Genomic DNA, 20,735 nt, shown 5'->3' on the forward strand with positions numbered 1-20,735 from the left:
TCGCTATGGGTAAAGTAAAAATTAAGAAGTCAGACACGTTTATAGACATGACCCCTATGTCTGACGTTATGACCCTTCTACTTACCTTCTTCATGCTTACCTCTACATTCGTAAAGAGTGAGCCTGTTAAGGTAAACACGCCAGGGTCTGTGTCAGAAACAAAGGTGCCAGAAAACGGTGTCTTAACAATTATCGTTAGTCCTGAAAAGACAGCTAACGGCACACCTACAGGAAATGGTCAGGTGTTCATGAGCTATGACAACTCAAACGAATTGGGTCAGATCGTAGATAACATGTTAACATTGACACCTGCACAGAAGAAAACATTTGTTGCAGAGTCTACATTCGGTACTCCTTTAGATAAGCTACCAGAATATTTGACATTGCCTGCAGCAAAACGTACTACAGAACTTCCAAAGATGGGTATTCCTCTTGACAGTATCAAAGGACAAGACTTTACAGAGTTCCAGCAATGGGTAAACGCTGCACGTCAGGTTAATCCTAAGGTAAGATTGGCTATCAAGTCTGATGCCGATTCTCCTTATAGCACTGTTAAGAAAGTAATGAACGAGCTCCAAGATATGGACGAAAGCCACTACTATATGATCACTCAGTTGGATGCTAAGAAAGCCGTACAGGCTAGAGAGGAGGTAAAGTAACATGGCAGAAATGGTTTCTAACAATAATGGAGGCGGCGGAAAGCAGAAGAAGATGACTGTTCGTGTCGACTTCACCCCGATGGTGGATATGTTGATGTTGCTTATCACTTTCTTCATGCTCTGTACATCTCTAAGCAAGCCTTCTACAATGGAGCTAACAATGCCAAGTAATGACAAGAATACTCCAGATGTTAAGAAGAACGAAGCTAAGGATTCGCACTCTATCACTATTTACATTGCCGATGGCGACAAAATGTTCTACGGCGAAGGTAAACCAGAGTATGATAATCCTTCATGGCTAAAGCCTGCTGATTGGACTAGAACAAAGACTGGTATTCGCTACGTATTACAGCACAAACAAGTCGGTGGTGGTGATACAGGTGAAATAGCATCAATTCCTTATCAAGATCTTAATATTGCAATGCAAGAGCTTGAGAAGAAAAAGCAAGCTAATCCAAAAGCTTATCCTGACAGTATCTATCAGGCTGAAATAATGAACATCAAGACAGGTGTTATTAATGGTAAGAAGATAGGTACGCTAACAGTAGTGATTAAGCTTACTGATAAGGCAGCATATCGTCATCTAGTAGATATCCTCGATGAAATGCAGATTTCATACATTGGAACATTCGTTATTGATAAGTTGAACGATCAAGACAAGTCGCTTCTTGAAAAGAAGGGCATTCAGCTATAATCAATATATTGTAACAATTAAAGAAAATTATAACAATGGCAAAAATAGATCTATACGATCCTAAATGGGTCGACATGGTATTCGCCAATAAAAACAAAGAGTATGGAGCTTACCAATTGCGTAAGGGTACATCTCAGCGTAATATTAAGGCGTTAGCTATCTTGCTTATTGCTGCATTTCTCGGTGGTGGTTATTTGGCTTACCAAATTAAGAAACACAATGATGATTTAGCAGCACAAGCAGCATACCAAGCAAAAATGGAAGCTGCTGCACTTGAGCAAGCAAAGAAGGAACAAGCTGAACGTAAGAAGCAACAACCTAAAGCTCAGCCAAAGAAAGTTGAGCCTGAGAAGGTTGTTCCTGAAACACGTGCTACTGTTAAGTTTACAGCCCCTGTCATCAAAGATGATAAGGATGTAAAGGAAGAAATGCCACCTATGGTCAAGATGAACAAGGAGACTAAGGCTGTTGGTAGCGAAACTAAGGAAGGTACTAACGACCGTACTGAAGTAGCTGCTAGGAGTACTGTTGCAACTCCTGAACAGATTGCACCAAAGATTGAGGCACCTAAGGTAGAAGCTAAGCAAGTAGTAGAAGAAGACATTGCAACTAAGGTCTTCACTGTTGCAGAGCAGATGCCTACTTTCAAGGGCGATGTAAATAGCTGGTTAGCTTCACACATTAATTACCCTCCTGTAGCAGCAGAAAATGGTATCCAAGGTAAGGTAATTGTTAAGTTCGTAGTAGGACGTGATGGTAGTGTTAGTCAGGCACAAGTTTTACGTAGTGTAGACCCAGCACTTGACCGTGAAGCACTCCGCGCAGTTAACAGTATGCCTAAGTGGAACCCAGGTATGAACAATGGTCAGGCAGCCAATGTATGGTTCACCTTACCAGTTACTTTCAGATTGCAATAATTTGAACAAAAACATCTAAAACTTTAGAAGTTTTTACCATAACATTAAAAGGATATATCAGCACATTTGATATATCCTTTTTTTTGTCTCACTTTAAAGGTATAAGTCTACAAAATAATTTCAAAAGAAAAGAATTTTAAGTAATTAAGTAAATTACACTATCCAAAAGTCATATTTACATACTTCTTTGCGCTGTAACTATGACTTTTTTTATATCTTTGCATATCTAAAATAAAGGATCAAGTACTATTTAAGGTAAATCGATACTTTAGAAGAAAGACATATTGGAAAGAGTTTAGAATATCTATAAAAGTATGAATTAATTCTAATAAATTTCGAGATATTGAGAATAGATGATAACTTTACAGCAAATTAATAACCAATTTTACAACAAAGCCAATGAGAAGAGCATCATATTATATAGTGTTTAGCACTATTGCTATTGCCGCATTAGTATTGAGCGCATGCGGCAAAAAAAAGGCTGCTGATGGCAGAACAGATACTCCCATTTCAGGTACGATTAAGTTTGCTGCCGATGAAAGTTTTGCTCCTATCATAGAAGAAGAACTTCAAACTTATCAGTATCGCTTCCCTCAAACCCATTTGTTACCTATTTATACCGATGACAATGAAGGAATGAAGCTATTGATAGATCAGAAAGTCAATCTTTTCTTCACTTCACATAAGCTACTACCTAGCGAGGAAGCACTCATTCAAACAAAGGGTCCTATCCCTTCTGTATTCCCTATTGGCTATGATGGTATTGCCTTTATTGTGAATAAAGAAAACCGCGACTCATTGCTAACAGTTACACAGCTAAAGCAAATCCTTAGCGGAAAGGTAAGTAAATGGAATGAGGTGAGCAAAGAGAATAGCGCTAAAGACATAGCGGTAGTGTTCGACTCTAAGGCATCGGCTACACTCCACTTTGTGGCAGACTCTATCCTTGGTGGACAAAAGAATATGAGTAAGAAAATTGTTGCAGCAAAAAATACCTCTGCTGTTATTGAATACGTTCACAACACTCCTAACGCCATTGGCGTATTAGGTTCAAATTGGCTCTATGATAAGCGAGATACAACTAACACGACTTTTAAAAAAGGCATACGTGTAGTAGCTGTTTCGCAAACTACTGAAGCAGTTCCTTCAAACAGTTGGCAACCTTATCAGGCATACTTACTCAATGGACGCTATCCATTCGTAAGAACAATCTATGCCATTGTAGCCGATCCTCATAAGGCGCTCCCATGGGCTTTTGCCAATTTCATTACAGGACCTGTAGGGCAAATGATTGTTTTGAAGGCAGGGCTATTACCTTACCGAGGTAACATTAATATCCGTGAAGTAAAGGTGGATAGTGGAAAATAATAGAGATGATTATTAAACTAACAGAATAGTACAACATCCAAATTAACAACTGAGCGTTATAAACATAAAAGTTTGAAGTTATGAAGAAAATTAAATATGTATTAGTAGGAGCTTTGATGTTGGGAATGTCAACTCCTTCAATGGCACAAGAGGTCGATTACAATTCTGCCTTAAAGTCAATTGTAGCAGCATTTGAAGCTGCGCCTAACGATCCTAAGGCAGGTAAGGATCTAGTAAAAAAATACCAAAAGACGTTCAAAAAGGACGAGAAAGCCCTTGTTGCACTAGGTAATCTTTACCTATCACAGCGTAATTACGATGCTGCCACAACGATAGCTCAAGACATCGTAACGAATAAAAGGTTTAATGGTAGCCAAGCATACGTGTTGCTAGGTGATATCGCTGCGCTAAAGGACTCTATTGGTAATGCTGGTGATGCTGCCGCACAGTATCAAGCAGCTATCAGCCTCGACGCTCACAATATTTCGGCTTACGAACGCTTTGCAAAGGTATATCGACATGTAAACTCTAAGGTTGCTGTTGAAAAGCTTGAAGAACTTCGCAAGGTAGAACCTAATTATCCTGTAGAGGCAACTGCTGCCGATATTCTAATGGGCGATGGTAAGTATGGCGAGGCTCTCTCATGGTATGACAAGGCTAACCGTGCCAACCTAACAGAAGGCAATTTCTACAACTATGGCTTTGCTGCTTATGTACTGCAAGAATATGCAAAAGCACTTGATATTGTTCAGAGTGGTATTCAGAAGTTTCCAGGTAGCGAGTATATCAGTCGTGTGGGTATGATGGCAGCTACTAGCAAAGAGCTATATACCGATGCTCTAAACTATGCAAATACCCTATTTGCTGGCAAGAGTAAGAAAGTGGCTAACGACTACCTCGTATATGCTAAGGCTTTAGCAGGTAACAAGCAGTTTGATCAAGCTTATCAAGCTATCGACAAGGCTAAGGAATTAGATCCAAATAACATTTCTGCAATAAAGGCACTTGCTGATGTATATGTACTACACGGCAATGAAGATAAAGCACTAGAAGCGCAGCAGGAATATCTACAGAAAAATCCGAATGCCAACTCAGCCGATTTCGCTTCACTTGCTAGTACTTACGTTCAAAAGGCTGAAAAGCTAACAGGAGAAGAGAAAAAGGCTATTCTTACAAAGGCTATGAATGTTTACGAGAGCATGATAGAGAAGTTCCCATCTATCTCTGACTGGATTTGGCTAAATCAAGCTAATGTGGCTAATATGCTAAACGATCCTGACAAGGTTGCAGAGATCTATCAAAAGGTTGTTGAGTTTGAAGAGGCTAAACCAAGTCTTAACGCAGACCAAAAGAGCTATCTTGAGAATGTTTACTACGGCTTAGGTTACTACAACTCTAAGAAGGGTAACGAAGAAGTTGCTAAGGAATACTATAATAAGGTATTGAAGGTAAACCCTGACAACGAATATGCAAAGAAAGCTTTAGGCATGTAATATTAATAATAAGTTAAATAATAAAAAGCGAGGGTGTGGCAAAATCGGCACATCCTCGCTTTTATATTCTTACTCATCTTCTGTTCTACGCTCCTCAGCTTATATTGGTAGAACATGATAAGGTTCAATGTGCCTAGCCGTAGGTTAAACGGAACGCAGTAGAAGTGCAACCTACGGTAATGTTCGCACCCCTAAGGCAATCTGCAAAGATTGCACAATCGCCAAATAAGGGGGGTACTACATTCGTTCCACAGCTATAGAATACACACGCTATAGCTTTCTTTCCCTTGAAAACAAATAGTACAGAGTTTCTTCTTCAACAAGAAAAGTCTTAATTTTGCAAAGACAAAATAAATCATTATCACCATAACTGCTCCAATATCCAACATACGACTTGCCTCACTTGACATATTACGTGGCTTTGACCTCTTCTTGTTGGTTCTTTTTCAACGGCACAATATGCCTAGTTGTGAATAACACCATTAGCAATTATAATAGAGCATTCTGCCTTTATTTTTTAATTTTATTCAGTAACTTATCAAATATTTATCAACACAATAAAGCTAAATAAAATCTAAATACGTCTACCGTATAGTTAAACAATGTTACCCCCCCTATTTTTATTAAAAAAAACAAATATATTTGCATATTATTTTCTTTCTTAGAGGAGGAAAGGTTATATAAATAGGTAAAAAAACTAATCGACAGAACAATAATCGTACTTTAAAAGTACAACTACTACAACAAAAATTGTACACGGTTGTGGAGAAAAAATATTTTGAGTAAGAACAAATAAATATTAGTTATGATGGTAAAAAAAGAGTATGTAGCCCCAAAGGTTACAATGGTGCTAGTAAATCATGAAATCGACTTACTGGCAGGAAGTGTGAACGGAGATGTAGAAGGTTTTACAAATGGTGGAGTTGCTGGTCCTGAAGATGACTTCCCTGAGGGTGAATAAAACTTAATAGAAGCATAAGATAGATAACGATAGAATACATAAAGAAAAGAAAAGATGAAAGCAATTAAGAAAACATTAGTTATAAGCATTACAGTTGTACTCGCTGCTTTAACTTTTGGTAGCTGTAGCAGCGATGAGTTGGCTACTACTGTTACCCCAAAACAAGAACAGCAGCAAGGCAAAACCATAATAATGAATGTGCATTTAGAGGCTAGTGCTGGGCAAGAGATGCCTAGTGGCGACCCTTCTACACGAGGATTGCAACTGAAATATACACAAAAAATTCCATTCTTTACGGCAAACGTAGATAAAGGTACTGGCAAAAAAACGGTTCAGGCTACATGTGTTTTCAAGCGTTATAATAAAGAAACTGGTAAGCTTGAAGACGGCACAGAAATGTATGGTAAAGTTATATTTGAGCAAGATCCAAAACAAACAGCTCAAGCAATAACAGATAATTTAAAGATCATTAGTGATGGTAAGATAACACTCACTCCTGTAGATCCAAATCTTCAGGTTAAAGCTGGCGACCAATGGTATATGATGGGTATGATAGGCGGTGTTTTTGATAAAGACAAAAAGACTATGAAATGTTTTGGATTCGGAGCCAACTTTACATCGAATGGAGCTGACACTAGTAGCAACCTTGACACATCGGAGGGCTATGATATTCCTTTCCTTTCTAAATGGACTAAGTTGGTACCAATAACCGATCCTACTACTTTTAGCAGCCAAGAATATGTTCATTTTAAGGCTCAAGGTATGCTAATGAAAATATTAGTAAAGAATGATACGCAGTATAAACTAAACCTACATCTCGCTGCTTTACAGTCTACAAAACTAGCTACCTCGGCAGATTACGACTTAAGTCCTGCTAGCTTGCCTAACCTAGATAGTAATGAGTATAGCTCATTCAAGTGGACATATAACGGCACGAAAGATAAAACAGGTAAGTGGATGAGACGCAACTATATATTCGGTCGTTTAGTTAACAATCAGATAGATTATTATATTAAAGTAGATCCAGGAAAGACCATGCAGGACAAAGCTGATAATTCTTTTCAAACGGTCTTGGTGTGGGGCAATGTTGTAAACAATAATCTTCCCGAACGTACAGGCTTCTACCTAGAGATGGAGAATACAGAGGCAAAACCGCTAGGAGCAACATCTGGTTCTGGCTATAAATATGTTTATACCTCTGATAAGGACTTTGATGCTTTGGTACAACAAGGCTTAACCCCTGCTCCTAATATGAACTGGGTGTTGTCTAAGGTATTGCAGGAGACTGATGTAAACGGAGGTAAAGGTCTTGCTAGTGCTGTGGGGACATATATTACCTGCCCTATCAAAATTAAAAACCGTGAAGTGTTACCAGCAGAGCAAATGGCACAATATAATCTCTATGATTATAAAACATTAAAATGGAGTACACCAAAGAACTATTATGATTATGCACAAACTGGTGCCTACGCAAAAGAATTTGCACAGAAAAGCGTGGCTAGCGGTAGCATTTGGACACTTCCTAATAAGGAACAATGGACGGGTATGTTCTTAGCAAACGATCAGAATCCAGACCATGCAAAGAACTTTAATAGTAATGGGGCACAATTTTATGATTGGACGGAAGGTGGCTCTAACGATGCTGCTGTTAAAGCAAAGGCAAAGGAAAGCATACAAATGGGTGATGGAATACCTTATACCTACTATAGTGTATACCAACGTTTCCCTGGTGGTACCCAAGAGTCAAACGAACAATATCCTAACAATAAGTATATATATGCTTTACGTTTCTTCCAAGATGTGGATCAAAAAATAGGCTCAAAGCATTTCTGTTTGATGAAATACGAGTATAGTAAGACTAAGACAGATGAGGATGCAATGACGATTAACACTATTTATTTAGGTCCTTTGTTTATGAAGCTTTATGCTGGTATGTATAATTCTACCCAAGAACTTTTAAAAGAGATAGGACTAAATGATAATGGTACACACGAAAGCATGTTTTATAATTATGCAAGCACGATGGTTTCTCGCACTATGACTTTGAGAAATGCGAATTTTAATAGCTATAAATACGCTGCAACGGCTGTAAATACTACTCCATCAACTTCATTTACTGCGGGATATTTTATAGGGCCTGCAGATAAATTTCCTACAAATAGCACTGCTTATGAATATTCATTTAGAGGTGGTGTTGTTTATGATGGTTACTCGAAGTCTCATAATGCTAATTACTCAAACTATACAACTCGATCAGGTAATACTGTTGGCTACATACGTCCTATCAATACGAAGTTTACGGCTTTCCAGTACAAGCCATAAGCTGACATAGAACATTAAGAAAAATGCACCTTAGAATAGGGTGCATTTTTTTTGTGTATAGATCATTTTACAAAATGACTAAAATGTGCATTTAGCAGTACTTGTAAAATAACAAAATATAAAAGTACTGGTGCAGGACAGCGTAAAAGAAGCCCACTGTGAGTTATTGATCAGGATTTTCCACAAAGCCTTGATACTCTTTTGTGAGTCCACTCATAATTACCTCGTAAGCTTCATTCATAGTTTGCTTTTCAAACTCAATGCCTTTGCCTTTAGGCAGTATAGGCTTATGAATGGTGAGACGGAGACGGTGCCAACGAGGGAAATGCCAATCCTTTGTGCGAGGCATAACATCAAAAGATCCGTTAATGGTGAGTGGACAAACAGGAAGCTGCAATTCGTCGGCTAGCATAAAGGCACCACGACGGAAAATGCCCATGTGCCCCGTAAAAGAGCGTGCACCCTCAGGGAAAACCACAAGCGACATTTCTTCTTGAAGCACTTCGCGCGCATGATCGTAGGTTTCTTTTATCTTGCTTGCACCGCTCTTATCCACAAAGATATGGTGCGCACTAGCACAGGCTTCGCCCACAAAGGCAATCTTACGAATACCCTTTTTCATCATCCACTTAAAGTTTCTACCTAGAAATCCGTAGATTAAAAAGATGTCGAACGAACCTTGGTGATTGCTCACAAAAACATAACTCTGACCTGAAACAAGGTTTTCTCTACCCTCTACTTTCACAGGAAGAAAGAGCATACGGAGCGTAAAGCACGACCAAAGTTTTCCGGGGTAATACCCCCAAAAGTGTCCATTGCCTAACTTACACCCCACAATGGTTACAATAGCAGTAATGAGGGAGACTATCAAAAACAAAGGGAGAAAAACAAAAAGCGCATAAACTCGATATAACAAACGTGGTATCATGGTGAAAATCGTTTTATTATTTACTAGAATTTACGGTATGAAGCGTAATAACTGTTATCTCACTTGGCATATTAATACGCATAGGAACTACACCGCCCAAACCTGCTGTAACATAAAGATAACGCCCCTCTTGATCGTACAACCCCTTATCTTCTCTGCCCAATAGGTTAGTAGGGCGAATGCCCAAGAACTGCATTTGTCCCCCATGTGTATGTCCGCTCAATGTTAAGGCAGTTGTTGTCTTTGGTAAAACAGAACGCTTCCAAGCAGAAGGGTCGTGCTGAAGCATAATGGAGAAAGCACCGTGCGGTATTCCTTTAGTAGCCTTATTATAATCGGAAATATTCAAAATACTTTCATTCTTAGGATCGTTTTCAGTACCAACAAGATAAATAGAGTCGGTCGTAGTGATACCTTCTCGCATATATTTTTTGCGCAAAACGATATGTTCATTCTTGAGTAACCGCCAGTGAAGACTATCCTCTATAAGGGTTTGTAATTTTGCTATTTGCACTTGTTTTTCGGCTTTCGAAGCATGAAGCAGGTAGTCGCCATAATCATGGTTGCCTCGTACTGCTACCACGTGGGGTAAACGCTTGTTTAAAAGCGATATAAAAGGTTTTAACTCTTCGGCTCGAACATTCTCTAAATCGCCTACAAAACAAATAAGATCGGGTTTAGCAGCTTCTATAGAATCGAGCTCTTTAAGGAGTATTTTCTTTCTCCAGCCATCAAAGGTACCGATATGCATATCGGATATTTGCACTATTTTATAACCATCGAAAGCTGGTGGCAGGTGCTGAAAGGTAAGGTCAATATGGCGTGTTACAACCTTTTTGATGCCAAAGACAAATCCATACAAGTATGTTCCTGTCATAACAATGGCAAGCAAAACTCCTAGATAATGTCCCCAATTGCGCTTAGTATGTATTACATAACGCAATACAAAATTTCCCACGAGCGAAAGAATGGCAAAGATGACCTTTGGAAAAACAAACAAACCTAGAAGAATGAGATAGGTGTTTTGCCATGTAAGGTTCTCTGGAGTAAAACTTGGTAGTGAGGCCATGCCTATGGTATAGATAATCATAAGCGTTGTAGGCACCCACCACAACATACGTTGCCACTGTTTAATATGGTAACGATTTCGGAAGAAGTGCCAATCGATATAGAAGTCGGATAGCACGATGAGTATTAATAAAGGTATTACTATTTTAGCGATCATATACTTTTTCTTTTAAGAAGTTAAAGCAAAATGGAAGTATCCTTTGCTATTGCATACCTAGGGATAACACTTACAGCTTTAACAACTTACTTATCTTTTAATGCCTAAACAAGAGCTTTTCTCCTTGGCTTCCTACATCAAATACGCCATTATTATAAATATGCTGTCCATTGCAAATGGTGTGAACCACTTTCCAAGAAAAGATAGTTCCCTCTAGTGGCGACCAACCACATTTGCTCTGAACAATATCATTTGTAAGTGTCCAAGGAACTGAACGATGAACAATCGCAATATCTGCCTTATAGCCTTCACGCAAAAAGCCTCGTTTCGTTATATGGAAAAGCTGGGCAGGATGATGAGCCATTAGCTCTACTAGGTGTTCTATCGTTAAGTAACCCTCATCTACTAGTGTCAGCATTGATATTAAAGAGAATTGGAGCATCGGCATTCCCGATGCTGCTTTTGAGCAACCACATTGCTTTTGTGATAACAAATGAGGAGCATGATCAGTACCTACTATATAGATCTTGCCATTGAGCAAAGCTTCTCTTAAAGCCTTTCTATCTGTAGATGCTTTCACTGAAGGATTACATTTTATAAGTGCGTGCTTCGTAGTGTAATCCTCGTTGGTAAACATTAAGTGCGCAATACATGCTTCAAACGTGATAAGATTATCCGCTGGAGAAACAAGATTAAGCTCTTCAGCTGTAGAGACATGAGCTATATGTAGATGAGTTTGATAACGTTTAGCCAATGCTATAGCCAATTGTGAAGAAGCAATACATGCCTCCCGACTACGAATTTTATCATGGAATTCGATAGCAGGATCGTCGCCATACTTAGCTTTATAGGCTGCCATATTCTGTGAAATGACCTTAGAATCCTCACAATGTGTCATCACAGGGAGGTCGAGCTGATGAGCTTTTTGGAAAATATTATTAAGCTGTTCTTCTTTATCCACGAGCATATTACCCGTTGAAGCGCCCATAAAAAGCTTAATTCCCGGTATAGTATGTCTGTCTAACTGGTCGAAAACAAGATAGTTATCATTGCTTGCACCAAAGAAGAAGCTATAGTTAATATGGCTCGACAGAGCGGCTCTTTGCCACTTATCTTCTAGGGCGGCAATAGAGGTTGTGGGAGGATTGGTATTAGGCATTTCCATAAAAGAGGTAACGCCTCCGAAAGCAGCCGCCCGTGTTTCGCTTTCGATATCTGCTTTTTCGGTAAGTCCTGGCTCACGGAAATGGACGTGGTCATCAATCACACCGGGTAACACGAAACACCCCGTGGCATCTATGACTTCATCATATTTACCACGGGTTGCCTGAATTTCTTCTTTTTGTATTGCTACTATCTGATCGTTTTCTATCACTAGATTACCCACAAAGGAGAAACCTTCATTCACGATAGTACCACCTTGTATTAATGTTCTAGCCACGAGTAACGCCTTTTAAATGTCCTGATAGAGATGCTTATTTACTAGTATTCGTAGAGTCGCCAGCCATTTCCATCGGGGTTGGCACTGCAACATTAGGCGCAGTACCCATATTAGGATCAGCAGCAACAGGAGGTTCGGCAGTGCCATTCATTTCCTTTTGTGCTTGTTGGAAACGACTATAAAACTCTTTTACTTGCTTATTATTCTTAAAATGCTTTGTAGCCTTCGACATGATATATTCCACCCAAGCAGGAAGCTGATTGATAGCATTGGTATACATTATTTCATCCATCCATACAGGATAAGCATTAGGCATACTGTCATAGCTAATGCGTGTTAGAAAAATCCATGGACCTAGAATGTTATCAAAGTTGTCTACAACATACTTTGTGAATAGCTTATCACTCTTTGCATATACTCCTAAAGCCTTTCTAATCAGGCGTGCATTTACTGCATCTTCGTCTTGCCCATTTAATATCGCAGCACTTTCCTCATGGTCGATTTCTGCATATTGATTACGAATTTGATTGAACTTCGTCCAAAATGCGTTCAGTTGCTCATTTAAGGGAGTACCACTAACACGCTGCTGAATATTGTCTAAGCAAATAGTAATATCGCCTTGCTCAAGTACGATAGGGAACTGAAGATTGATGTCATCCATATAAATTTGGGCAATTCGTACAGTATCCATAGCTCCTGTAAAAGCAAACTGACCATGAATGACATCGCAAGAGTCTATACTTAATAAAGTATCTGCTTTATCAATCTTTAGATAAAGTTTTCTGCCATCAATACTTGAAATATTTGATGTTCCTTTAATATCGTATGAAGTTGCACATGATGCAAAACAAGCGACAGTTAATATAGCAAAGAGTATTTTATACATAGTCTATTTTTTTTATTTGACAAATATACAATCTTTATCCCACGCATCGAAAAAAAAGAACGGATTTAATCTATTCCATTGTATTTTAGGCTTTTTTTTAAGGATTAATTTGCTTTAATTCACTATTTAGTCTTTGTGTGGAATATATTTCTAAGATTGCTCCTATCAATAGTAACACTACCCAGTTATGGTGAAATACTTTCAGATAAAGCTGATTGTTGTTGAGATTTGAAGTTACAACAGGCTTCAAGAAATGGTAGGCATCTTCCACCATAAACAATCCTGCTGCTACCAAACAAACTGCCGAAACCATCATAATGTGACGCAGACGGCGCACTACAATATCCGAGCCTAAGTACTTTTGTTCGTATTGCATTGCAGCAAAAAGAATGGCACCAACAAGCATTATCCAGCAACTTATTCGTTGAAAGAGGAACATTGCAAATAGCACTGCTCCTATAACCATTAGTACACCACCTAAAATAAATATGATACGTTGTGATTGATTGAGTTCTTTCATTATATTTACTTTTGTGTATCTTCAATAGGAGCCTCATCATCACTCAATACAAAGATGTCTTCATTGTCTGCTTTCATAAAGTAACGTTCTCTAGCGATACGAGCAATGGCTTTAGGATCGCACTTCATTGCACGTAGCTTATTAGTATCATCCTTATACTGAGCGTCATATTGCTTAATATTAGTCTTTAAGTCTTCTATTTGGTAATGATAGCTGATGAGCTTGATGAAACTATTCTCATCAACGACACCTACTAGCAATAACCCTAGGAAAATGGTAATTGCAAACTTAAACCTACTTAGGAAACCTAATATGTTTCGTGTAACCTTGCTCACTATTTAGTTATTTCTTTTCTGCAAAAGTAAGCAAAACTTTTCACACTATTCTATACATTATTCCGTTTTTGGGCTAATTAACAAATAAAAAGCAATGTCCTACAAAGATATATTCTTCTAACTTTTTATTACCTTTGCAAAAGTCAAGTATAACAATAGTAGATATGCTTTTCTGTGCAAGTCATTTTATATTGCACTCGTAGTAAAGAATTTTTCAAGAAAGACAGATAAATATGAGCGAATACATTGTATCGGCACGCAAGTACAGACCTGCGACATTCGACTCGGTTGTAGGACAGGCAGCTTTAACAACAACACTGAAGAATGCTGTTAAGAGTGGAAAACTTGCACATGCTTACCTCTTTTGTGGGCCACGAGGAGTAGGAAAAACCACTACCGCACGCATCTTTGCGAAAGCTATCAACTGCGAACATCCCACTTCAGAAGGCGAAGCTTGTAACGAATGTGAGAGCTGTAAAGCCTTTAATGAAGGCAGAAGCTATAATATATTCGAGCTAGATGCGGCTAGTAATAACTCGGTAGAAAACATCAAGGACTTGATGGAACAGACGCGCATACCACCTCAGATTGGCAAGTATAAGGTATTCATCATTGATGAGGTACACATGCTTTCATCGCAGGCTTTTAATGCTTTCCTCAAAACTTTGGAAGAACCACCAGCTCAGGTTATTTTTATTCTAGCAACCACCGAGAAACATAAAATATTGCCTACAATCCTTTCTCGATGCCAGATTTATGACTTTGAACGTATGTCGGTACCCGATATCATCGAACATCTTAAACGAGTAGCAGCAAAGGAGAATATCACGTATGAAGAAAAGGCACTCAATATTATTGCAGAGAAAGCAGATGGCGGTATGCGCGATGCCCTTTCTGTCTTCGATCAAGTGGCAAGCTTCTCGCAAGGAAACATTACTTACCAAAAGGTGATAGAGGACTTAAATGTGCTCGATGAGGATAATTACTTTAACATTATTGACCTCGCTCTTCAGAACAAAGTAAGCGACATTATGGTTGTAATGAATAACGCTATAAATAAGGGGTTCGATGCTGGTAGACTTATCAATGGCTTGGCTTCGCATGTGCGTAATGTTTTAATGGCTAAAGATGTCGCTACGCTTCCATTGCTTGAAGCAAGCGAACAACAAAAAACTCGGTATCAAGAGCAGGCAGCCAAATGTCCTACCTCATTCCTCTATAAAGCATTACAGCAGATGAACCAATGTGATGTGAACTATCGCCAAAGCTCAAACAAACGTTTGCTAGCTGAGCTTACGCTTATAGAGGTTGCACAAATAACGCAACCAGAGGATACGGATATGCCAGCATCGGGGCGTAGCCCTAAGAGATTAAAAAGCCTGTTCAAAAACTTAGTGATTAGTACTCAACAGAAAACAGCTCAGCAGGTAGCTGGGAGTACTAAGCATATTGTATATAGAGAAGAGGCAGTAGCGACCTCAATCCCAAGTTCGAGAGCCAATGCTTCTGCTCAAACCCTTCAGAAGTCTATACCAGAACCTGCAAAGGTTAACTTGCAATTGAGTAGTATTGGTCTTTCATTCGATCACCTCCTCAAGAAAGATAGAGCTACCAATACAGTCGAAGAGGAAGTAGAGATAACTAACAAGGAAGAAAATGAGACTTTCTCTGCAGAAGACTTGCTCATTCAATGGCGTGCTATGTGTTCCCGAATGCCTAATAGTATGCAAGCATTAGCGTCAAGAATGAAGAATATAACACCAACAATTACCACTTTTCCTGAAATTCAGGTCTTAGCCGAGAACAAAATTCAACTCAACGAGCTATTAGCTATCAAAGCAAGAATACGTTCTACTATGGCTAAAGAGCTAAAGAATGGTAAGATTACGGTGGCAATAAGATTAGCAAAACAAGAGGAAATTGTTCCTGCTCTTTCGCCCTACGAAACACTTGAAAAACTTAAAAAAGAAAATAAAGCACTTACAAAACTCATCGAGGCTTTCAAGCTAGATCTAGCTTAACAAGGAAAGTCAGAGATAAAAACTCTAAAAACAAGTTTCCAAGAAAAATGTAAGTATATTTTTCTTGGAAAGTATATGTACTTTTATATAAAATGTACTTACGTTTTTATTGTATAAAAACTAGTTCTTGAAAGACGAAAGAAACTTATAACAAATAATATGGATATGCGCTTTTAATTATTTTTCCAAAAATCAGGAGTAAAGAGTACTAAAACACTAAACAATTCTAAGCGTCCTAAAAGCATAAGGATAGAACACATCCACTTAACAGCGTCAGGGAGTATTGCCCACGACTGTGTTGGCCCTATCTCTCTACCAAAAGTAGGTCCCACATTACCTATACTGCTTAGTGTGATGGTTATAGCATTGGTATTGTCCAAACCTATCAATATCATGATAAATGAACTTATAAGAACTATTCCTATATAAATTCCGATAAAAGAAACTAAGGTTACACGTTGCTTCATAGAAATATTCACCCCATTAACCTTCAAAGGTAACACTGCATTAGGATGAAGAATTTGCCTAAATTCATTACGTATTACTTTAAATAGCATCACTATACGGATGCTTTTTACGCCTCCACTTGTAGAACCCGAACAACCACCTATCACCATACAAGTAGCAAGGACTACCCACGTAATATGTGGCCAAAGTCCTGCATCATCATTAAAGCTTCCTGTCGTTGTAATAATAGAACATACATGAAAGAGCGCACTACGAATGGCATGTTCCACATCATATTGATTGACATGTACAAGCTGGTAAGCTATAAAGCAAGAGAAGCTCAATACGACAACGGTATAAAACTTAATCTCACTATTTTTTATGAGAACCTTAATATCTAATCCTGTAATAGAAGCGTAAAGGATACTAAAGTTTATACCTGAAAGAAAGCAAAATAATGCAGCGGTATAGTCGAGTGCTGGCTTATTAAAGCCCATTATAGAAGTACTCGATGTTCCGAAACCTCCAGTAGCAGTGGTTGCCATCGAATAATTGCAGGCATCAAACCATCCCATACCACATATTTTATAAGATAGAACACAAGTTACGGTAAGTACTAGATATACTATCCAAATCCATTTTGAACTTGTTGTTAATCGAGGGTGGAGCTTACTCTTAATAGGGCCTGTAGCCTCTGCCGCAAAAACCTTTACTGATCCTCCTACTAATGACGGTAGAATAGCAACTGTAAAGAAAACAATGCCCAAGCCACCTATCCAATGGGTTAAAGAACGCCAAAATAACAATCCCTGTGGAAACTTCTCGGGGTAATCAATAATCGTTGCACCAGTAGTGGTGAAGCCCGACATCATCTCAAAAAAGGCATCCGTAAAACTATGTAAATAACCACTAATCAGAAAAGGGAGGGTTGCAAAAGTGGAGAAAAGCACCCAAATAATAGAAACAACAAAGTAAGCATCCTTTCTACTTAGGTTATTATCTGCATTAACGCCATACAAGCGAAAAACGATTCCCGCTACTGTCGTTATAAGAACACTCCAAACAAAAGGGTAAATATCTGCACTATGATAGCCTATAGCAACAACTAGACAAACCAACATTAACATGGCTTCTATGCCTAGCAAAGCACCAATGATCTTACTTATCAGTTTAATATTTAGCATTACTTATAAAAACAAGTTTTCTACCTTTTTCAAATCAACATTGTGGCAGAACATCACTACTGAGTCGCCTGCCTCTATCTGCGTATTACCAGAAACAAGGATACCTTCTTTATTGCGTACTAAGCCGCCAATAATAGTTCCTTGTGGAAGATGAAGGTCTTTTACTTTCTTCTGAGTAATCTTAGAGCCTTCTATTGGAATAAATTCGGCAACATCTGCATTAACAGACATTAAAAACTTTACATTTTTAACATTAGCATCCAACATCATTTGATAGATATGGCTAGCAGCTACAGCTTTTTTATTAACAAGCGTACCTATATCAAGACTTTCTGCCATATAATAGTAGTCTTCATTTTCAACCATAGCTACGGTCTTGCGTACGCCCTTTTCTTTGGCAGTAAGACATGCCAAGATATTTGTTTCTGCATTCGATGCTAAAGACACAAAAGCTTGTGTACTAAGAATGCCTTCCTCTGTTAATAAACTCAAGTCGCGACCATCACCATTAATTACCAGAGTATCTTCTTTTAAAATCTCATTAAGATACTCACAACGGTCGAAATCTTGCTCTATTACCTTAACATTCATATAGTCGGGCAACATTTCTACCGCTCTTACGGCGGTACTGCCACCGCCCATAATCATCACGTTTTTTACATCGACATAATGCTCCTTACCTACTACTTTACGAATATAAGGTATGTAGTTTTTAGTCGTCATAAAATAAGCTAGGTCATGCTTCTTCAATACGCTATTACCATGAGGAGTAATTGTCTCATCATGGCGTTTGATAGCCAATATATGGTAAGGCTCTTCTGGTCCTGCTATTTCTTTCAGTGGTTTATCAAGAATGGTACAAGTACTGCGAAGCTTGATGCCAAGCATGACCAAAGCTCCATCGTGTACATCCCATCTCTGACGCACCCAAGACATTTTTAGCCCATTAACAATATCCTTTGCTGCTAACAAGTCGGGAAGAACGATACTATCAATTCCCATAGCATTAAATTCCTCTAAATTGTTAGCTTCAACATATTCTGGATTATCTACCTTGGCAACTGTTTTCTTTGCTCCAAGTCGGTGAGCTATCAGGCATGAGGTAAGATTTACATGCTCATCTGGGGTTACTGCTACAAATAGGTCGGCTTCTTCTACTCCAGCTTCTTTCTGTATCTTTATGCTTGAAGGCGATGCGTCCATCGTTAATATATCATACTCTCTGCTTAGCTTCTCTAGGTTTTCAGAGTTACCACTTATCAACGTGATGTCGTGCTTATCGCGTGCCAATAATTTTGCAAGATAAGTTCCTATGGCGTATGCACCTGCTATAACAATTTTCATATAAGTCCTTATTTTACGATAACATGCAATCCTTTTATGATTTCTTTCTCTATTCCTTCTACATCTATACCACAGAGATGTTTTAGCTCGCTAACAGTGCCTTGCTCAACGAAAGTATCGGGTAATCCTAAACGCACAATATGAGGAGTAAAGTTGTGATCATTCATCCATTCAGACACTGCCGAACCTAAGCCACCATTCTTCACACCATCTTCAACTGTAATAATATAGCTAAACTTCTGTGCCACTTCTTGCAGAATAGTTTCATCTAAGGGTTTCAAAAAGCGCATATCATAGTGCGCAATAGCGGGAACTTGTGTATTACCTATATTATTAGCTTTATCTTTATTCATAAGGTTATTTATAGCACTTTCCACCTCATTCCCAATTGTGCCAATACTTAAAACGGCAATACTTTCGCCTTCACGAAGCTTACGACCAGTGCCTACGGGGATTTCCTCGAAAGGACATTCCCAATCGGTTAACACACCATTACCACGTGGGTAGCGAATAACAAAGCAACCTTTATTGGGTAATTGAGCTGTATACATTAGTTTACGCAGCTCATGCTCATTCATTGGGGCAGAAATAGTAAGATTTGGAATAGGACGGAGAAAAGCCAAATCGAAAGCTCCATGATGGGTAGCTCCATCTTCGCCCACTAACCCTGCACGGTCGAGACAAAGCACTACAGGAAGATTTAATAAAGCTGCATCATGAATAATATTATCGTATGCACGCTGTATGAAAGAACTATAGATATTGCAAAAAGGAAGAAGTCCATCTTTAGCCATTCCTGCAGAGAATGTTACAGCATGCCCCTCGGCAATGCCCACATCAAAACAACGTTCAGGGATTGCCTCCATAACAATATTCATAGAACATCCCGAAGGCATAGCTGGCGTAACACCCACTATTGCCTCGTTTTGGCGTGCAAGTTCTAATAAGGTTTTTCCAAAAACATCTTGATATTTAGGTGGTTGAATGCCAAAAGATGTTGGCACAAGGCGTTCTCCTGTAGCAGGATCAAACTTACCGGGTGCATGCCAAACAGTGGCACTTTTCTCAGCAGGCTCATACCCCTTACCCTTTATGGTACGAAGATGCAAAAGCTTTGGTCCTTTCATATTTTTTAATTGCTCAAGAATACGCACAAGTTCGGTTACATTGTTTCCATCAAAAGGGCCAAAATAACGAATATTCATACCCTCAAAGATATTCTGTTGGCGTGCAAGAACCGATTTTAAGGAGTTGGTTAAGCGAATAATACCCTTCTTGCGTTCCTCTGTTAACAAGCCTTTCTTTTCAAACCATGTAGAAGCTCGATAACGAATTTTGTTATAAGTTTCGTTGGTATTAAGTCCTATGAGGTATTGCTCCATACCACCTACAGCACGATCGATCGACATTTCGTTATCATTGAGGATAATTAGCAAATCGTTAGGCTGGCTAGAAACATTGTTCAAGCCTTCATAAGCCAAGCCTCCGCTCATAGCTCCGTCGCCTATAATAGCCACAACATGGCGCTCTTTCTTCTGCAATTTAGCAGCAACAGCCATTCCCAATGCAGCCGAAATAGAATTGGAGGCATGCCCACACGCAAAAGTATCATATTCGCTTTCCTTAGGAGAGGGGAAAGGCATAAGTCCGTTCAATTTGCGGTTATTACAGAAGACATCACGACGCCCTGTAATAATCTTATGTCCGTATGCTTGATGACCAACATCCCAAACAATACGATCATCAGGAGTATTAAAGACATAGTGGCACGCTATAGTAATTTCTGTAGCACCCAAGCTAGAGGCAAGATGCCCGGGGTTTACAGCAACTTCTTCTATGATCTTATCTCGTAGTTCCTTACAAACTTCAGGAAGTTGCTCTACTGACATTTTCCTTAAATCAGAAGGATATTTTATTTGTTCTAAATGCTTATACTTATTTTCGCTTAACATTATCATAATGTAAAATGACTATGAATGCAAAGATACGC

The 20,735-nt window shown here is 38.8% G+C and carries 17 protein-coding genes; 8 read left to right on the plus strand and 9 right to left on the minus strand.

Annotated features, from left to right (window positions below):
* The first annotated feature begins 5 nt into the window (after positions 1-5).
* The 7 genes from PREBIDRAFT_RS07255 (at position 6) to PREBIDRAFT_RS07280 (ending at position 8,414) form a co-directional block, all read left to right on the plus strand.
* Positions 6-659: an ExbD/TolR family protein gene (locus PREBIDRAFT_RS07255; protein ID WP_004337147.1), complete on the plus strand. Its 654-nt coding sequence runs from the start codon at positions 6-8 to the stop codon at positions 657-659.
* Position 660: 1 nt separating this feature from the next.
* Complete coding sequence (locus PREBIDRAFT_RS07260; protein WP_004337145.1) at positions 661-1,353, plus strand: ExbD/TolR family protein; 693 nt, start codon at positions 661-663, stop codon at positions 1,351-1,353.
* Between the two features lie 35 nt (positions 1,354-1,388).
* Positions 1,389-2,270, plus strand: a complete 882-nt coding sequence (locus tag PREBIDRAFT_RS07265) for an energy transducer TonB (protein ID WP_004337143.1) — start codon at positions 1,389-1,391, stop codon at positions 2,268-2,270.
* 399 nt (positions 2,271-2,669) lie between these two features.
* Positions 2,670-3,638 (plus strand): PstS family phosphate ABC transporter substrate-binding protein, encoded by a 969-nt coding sequence (locus tag PREBIDRAFT_RS07270; protein WP_004339570.1) that lies wholly within the window; start codon positions 2,670-2,672, stop codon positions 3,636-3,638.
* An 80-nt stretch (positions 3,639-3,718) separates the two neighbouring features.
* Entirely contained in the window at positions 3,719-5,131 is a 1,413-nt protein-coding gene (locus tag PREBIDRAFT_RS07275; protein ID WP_004337139.1) for a tetratricopeptide repeat protein, read from the plus strand.
* 805 nt (positions 5,132-5,936) lie between these two features.
* Positions 5,937-6,092 carry a hypothetical protein gene (locus tag PREBIDRAFT_RS11455; RefSeq protein WP_155114392.1) on the plus strand — a complete coding sequence of 52 codons (156 nt, stop codon included), beginning with the start codon at positions 5,937-5,939 and terminating at the stop codon, positions 6,090-6,092.
* A gap of 54 nt (positions 6,093-6,146) precedes the next feature.
* Complete coding sequence (locus PREBIDRAFT_RS07280; RefSeq protein ID WP_004337137.1) at positions 6,147-8,414, plus strand: hypothetical protein; 2,268 nt, start codon at positions 6,147-6,149, stop codon at positions 8,412-8,414.
* A 163-nt stretch (positions 8,415-8,577) separates the two neighbouring features.
* Here the strand turns inward: PREBIDRAFT_RS07280 and PREBIDRAFT_RS07285 are convergent, their stop codons facing one another.
* From PREBIDRAFT_RS07285 to PREBIDRAFT_RS07310, 6 genes are all read right to left on the minus strand, one after another.
* Positions 8,578-9,342, minus strand: a complete 765-nt coding sequence (locus PREBIDRAFT_RS07285; protein WP_004337136.1) for a lysophospholipid acyltransferase family protein — start codon at positions 9,340-9,342, stop codon at positions 8,578-8,580.
* 16 nt (positions 9,343-9,358) lie between these two features.
* On the minus strand, positions 9,359-10,567 hold the full coding sequence (locus tag PREBIDRAFT_RS07290; RefSeq protein WP_004337134.1) for a metallophosphoesterase: 1,209 nt from the start codon (positions 10,565-10,567) through the stop codon (positions 9,359-9,361).
* A 97-nt stretch (positions 10,568-10,664) separates the two neighbouring features.
* A complete protein-coding gene (locus PREBIDRAFT_RS07295) occupies positions 10,665-12,008 on the minus strand; it encodes a dihydroorotase (protein ID WP_004337132.1) in 1,344 nt (447 codons plus the stop codon).
* A 34-nt stretch (positions 12,009-12,042) separates the two neighbouring features.
* Complete coding sequence (locus PREBIDRAFT_RS07300; RefSeq protein WP_004337131.1) at positions 12,043-12,894, minus strand: DUF4369 domain-containing protein; 852 nt, start codon at positions 12,892-12,894, stop codon at positions 12,043-12,045.
* A 97-nt stretch (positions 12,895-12,991) separates the two neighbouring features.
* Positions 12,992-13,414, minus strand: coding sequence for a hypothetical protein (locus PREBIDRAFT_RS07305; RefSeq protein ID WP_004337130.1), 423 nt, complete (start codon positions 13,412-13,414; stop codon positions 12,992-12,994).
* A 5-nt stretch (positions 13,415-13,419) separates the two neighbouring features.
* Positions 13,420-13,749, minus strand: coding sequence for an FtsB family cell division protein (locus PREBIDRAFT_RS07310; RefSeq protein ID WP_004337128.1), 330 nt, complete (start codon positions 13,747-13,749; stop codon positions 13,420-13,422).
* A 233-nt stretch (positions 13,750-13,982) separates the two neighbouring features.
* Between PREBIDRAFT_RS07310 and PREBIDRAFT_RS07315 the strand changes: the two genes are divergently transcribed.
* The gene (locus PREBIDRAFT_RS07315) at positions 13,983-15,770 is read left to right on the plus strand and encodes a DNA polymerase III subunit gamma/tau (RefSeq protein ID WP_004337127.1); all 1,788 of its coding nucleotides are present in this window, start codon (positions 13,983-13,985) and stop codon (positions 15,768-15,770) included.
* 173 nt (positions 15,771-15,943) lie between these two features.
* Here PREBIDRAFT_RS07315 and PREBIDRAFT_RS07320 read toward each other — a convergent pair whose 3' ends face one another.
* Genes PREBIDRAFT_RS07320 through dxs form a run of 3 tightly spaced genes read right to left on the minus strand, consistent with a single transcriptional unit; the run spans position 15,944 to position 20,697 of the window.
* Positions 15,944-17,401 (minus strand): TrkH family potassium uptake protein, encoded by a 1,458-nt coding sequence (locus tag PREBIDRAFT_RS07320; protein WP_004337126.1) that lies wholly within the window; start codon positions 17,399-17,401, stop codon positions 15,944-15,946.
* A 3-nt stretch (positions 17,402-17,404) separates the two neighbouring features.
* Positions 17,405-18,745 (minus strand): Trk system potassium transporter TrkA, encoded by a 1,341-nt coding sequence (gene trkA, locus PREBIDRAFT_RS07325; protein ID WP_004337124.1) that lies wholly within the window; start codon positions 18,743-18,745, stop codon positions 17,405-17,407.
* Positions 18,746-18,753: 8 nt separating this feature from the next.
* Positions 18,754-20,697, minus strand: a complete 1,944-nt coding sequence (dxs, locus tag PREBIDRAFT_RS07330; protein WP_004337123.1) for a 1-deoxy-D-xylulose-5-phosphate synthase — start codon at positions 20,695-20,697, stop codon at positions 18,754-18,756.
* Positions 20,698-20,735 lie beyond the last annotated feature (38 nt).

The sequence above is a fragment of the Prevotella bivia DSM 20514 genome, from assembly GCF_000262545.1.
Classification (GTDB): Bacteria; Bacteroidota; Bacteroidia; order Bacteroidales; family Bacteroidaceae; genus Prevotella; species Prevotella bivia.

Coding starts and splice junctions, on each gene's coding strand:
- dxs (WP_004337123.1), bottom strand. CDS start 20,697: ATGTTAAGCGAAAATAAGTATAAGCATTTAGAACAAATAAAATATCCT.
- PREBIDRAFT_RS07285 (WP_004337136.1), bottom strand. CDS start 9,342: ATGATACCACGTTTGTTATATCGAGTTTATGCGCTTTTTGTTTTTCTC.
- PREBIDRAFT_RS07300 (WP_004337131.1), bottom strand. CDS start 12,894: ATGTATAAAATACTCTTTGCTATATTAACTGTCGCTTGTTTTGCATCA.
- PREBIDRAFT_RS07280 (WP_004337137.1), top strand. CDS start 6,147: ATGAAAGCAATTAAGAAAACATTAGTTATAAGCATTACAGTTGTACTC.
- PREBIDRAFT_RS07315 (WP_004337127.1), top strand. CDS start 13,983: ATGAGCGAATACATTGTATCGGCACGCAAGTACAGACCTGCGACATTC.
- PREBIDRAFT_RS07305 (WP_004337130.1), bottom strand. CDS start 13,414: ATGAAAGAACTCAATCAATCACAACGTATCATATTTATTTTAGGTGGT.
- PREBIDRAFT_RS07275 (WP_004337139.1), top strand. CDS start 3,719: ATGAAGAAAATTAAATATGTATTAGTAGGAGCTTTGATGTTGGGAATG.
- trkA (WP_004337124.1), bottom strand. CDS start 18,745: ATGAAAATTGTTATAGCAGGTGCATACGCCATAGGAACTTATCTTGCA.
- PREBIDRAFT_RS07255 (WP_004337147.1), top strand. CDS start 6: ATGGGTAAAGTAAAAATTAAGAAGTCAGACACGTTTATAGACATGACC.
- PREBIDRAFT_RS07265 (WP_004337143.1), top strand. CDS start 1,389: ATGGCAAAAATAGATCTATACGATCCTAAATGGGTCGACATGGTATTC.
- PREBIDRAFT_RS07270 (WP_004339570.1), top strand. CDS start 2,670: ATGAGAAGAGCATCATATTATATAGTGTTTAGCACTATTGCTATTGCC.
- PREBIDRAFT_RS11455 (WP_155114392.1), top strand. CDS start 5,937: ATGATGGTAAAAAAAGAGTATGTAGCCCCAAAGGTTACAATGGTGCTA.
- PREBIDRAFT_RS07290 (WP_004337134.1), bottom strand. CDS start 10,567: ATGATCGCTAAAATAGTAATACCTTTATTAATACTCATCGTGCTATCC.
- PREBIDRAFT_RS07260 (WP_004337145.1), top strand. CDS start 661: ATGGCAGAAATGGTTTCTAACAATAATGGAGGCGGCGGAAAGCAGAAG.
- PREBIDRAFT_RS07320 (WP_004337126.1), bottom strand. CDS start 17,401: ATGCTAAATATTAAACTGATAAGTAAGATCATTGGTGCTTTGCTAGGC.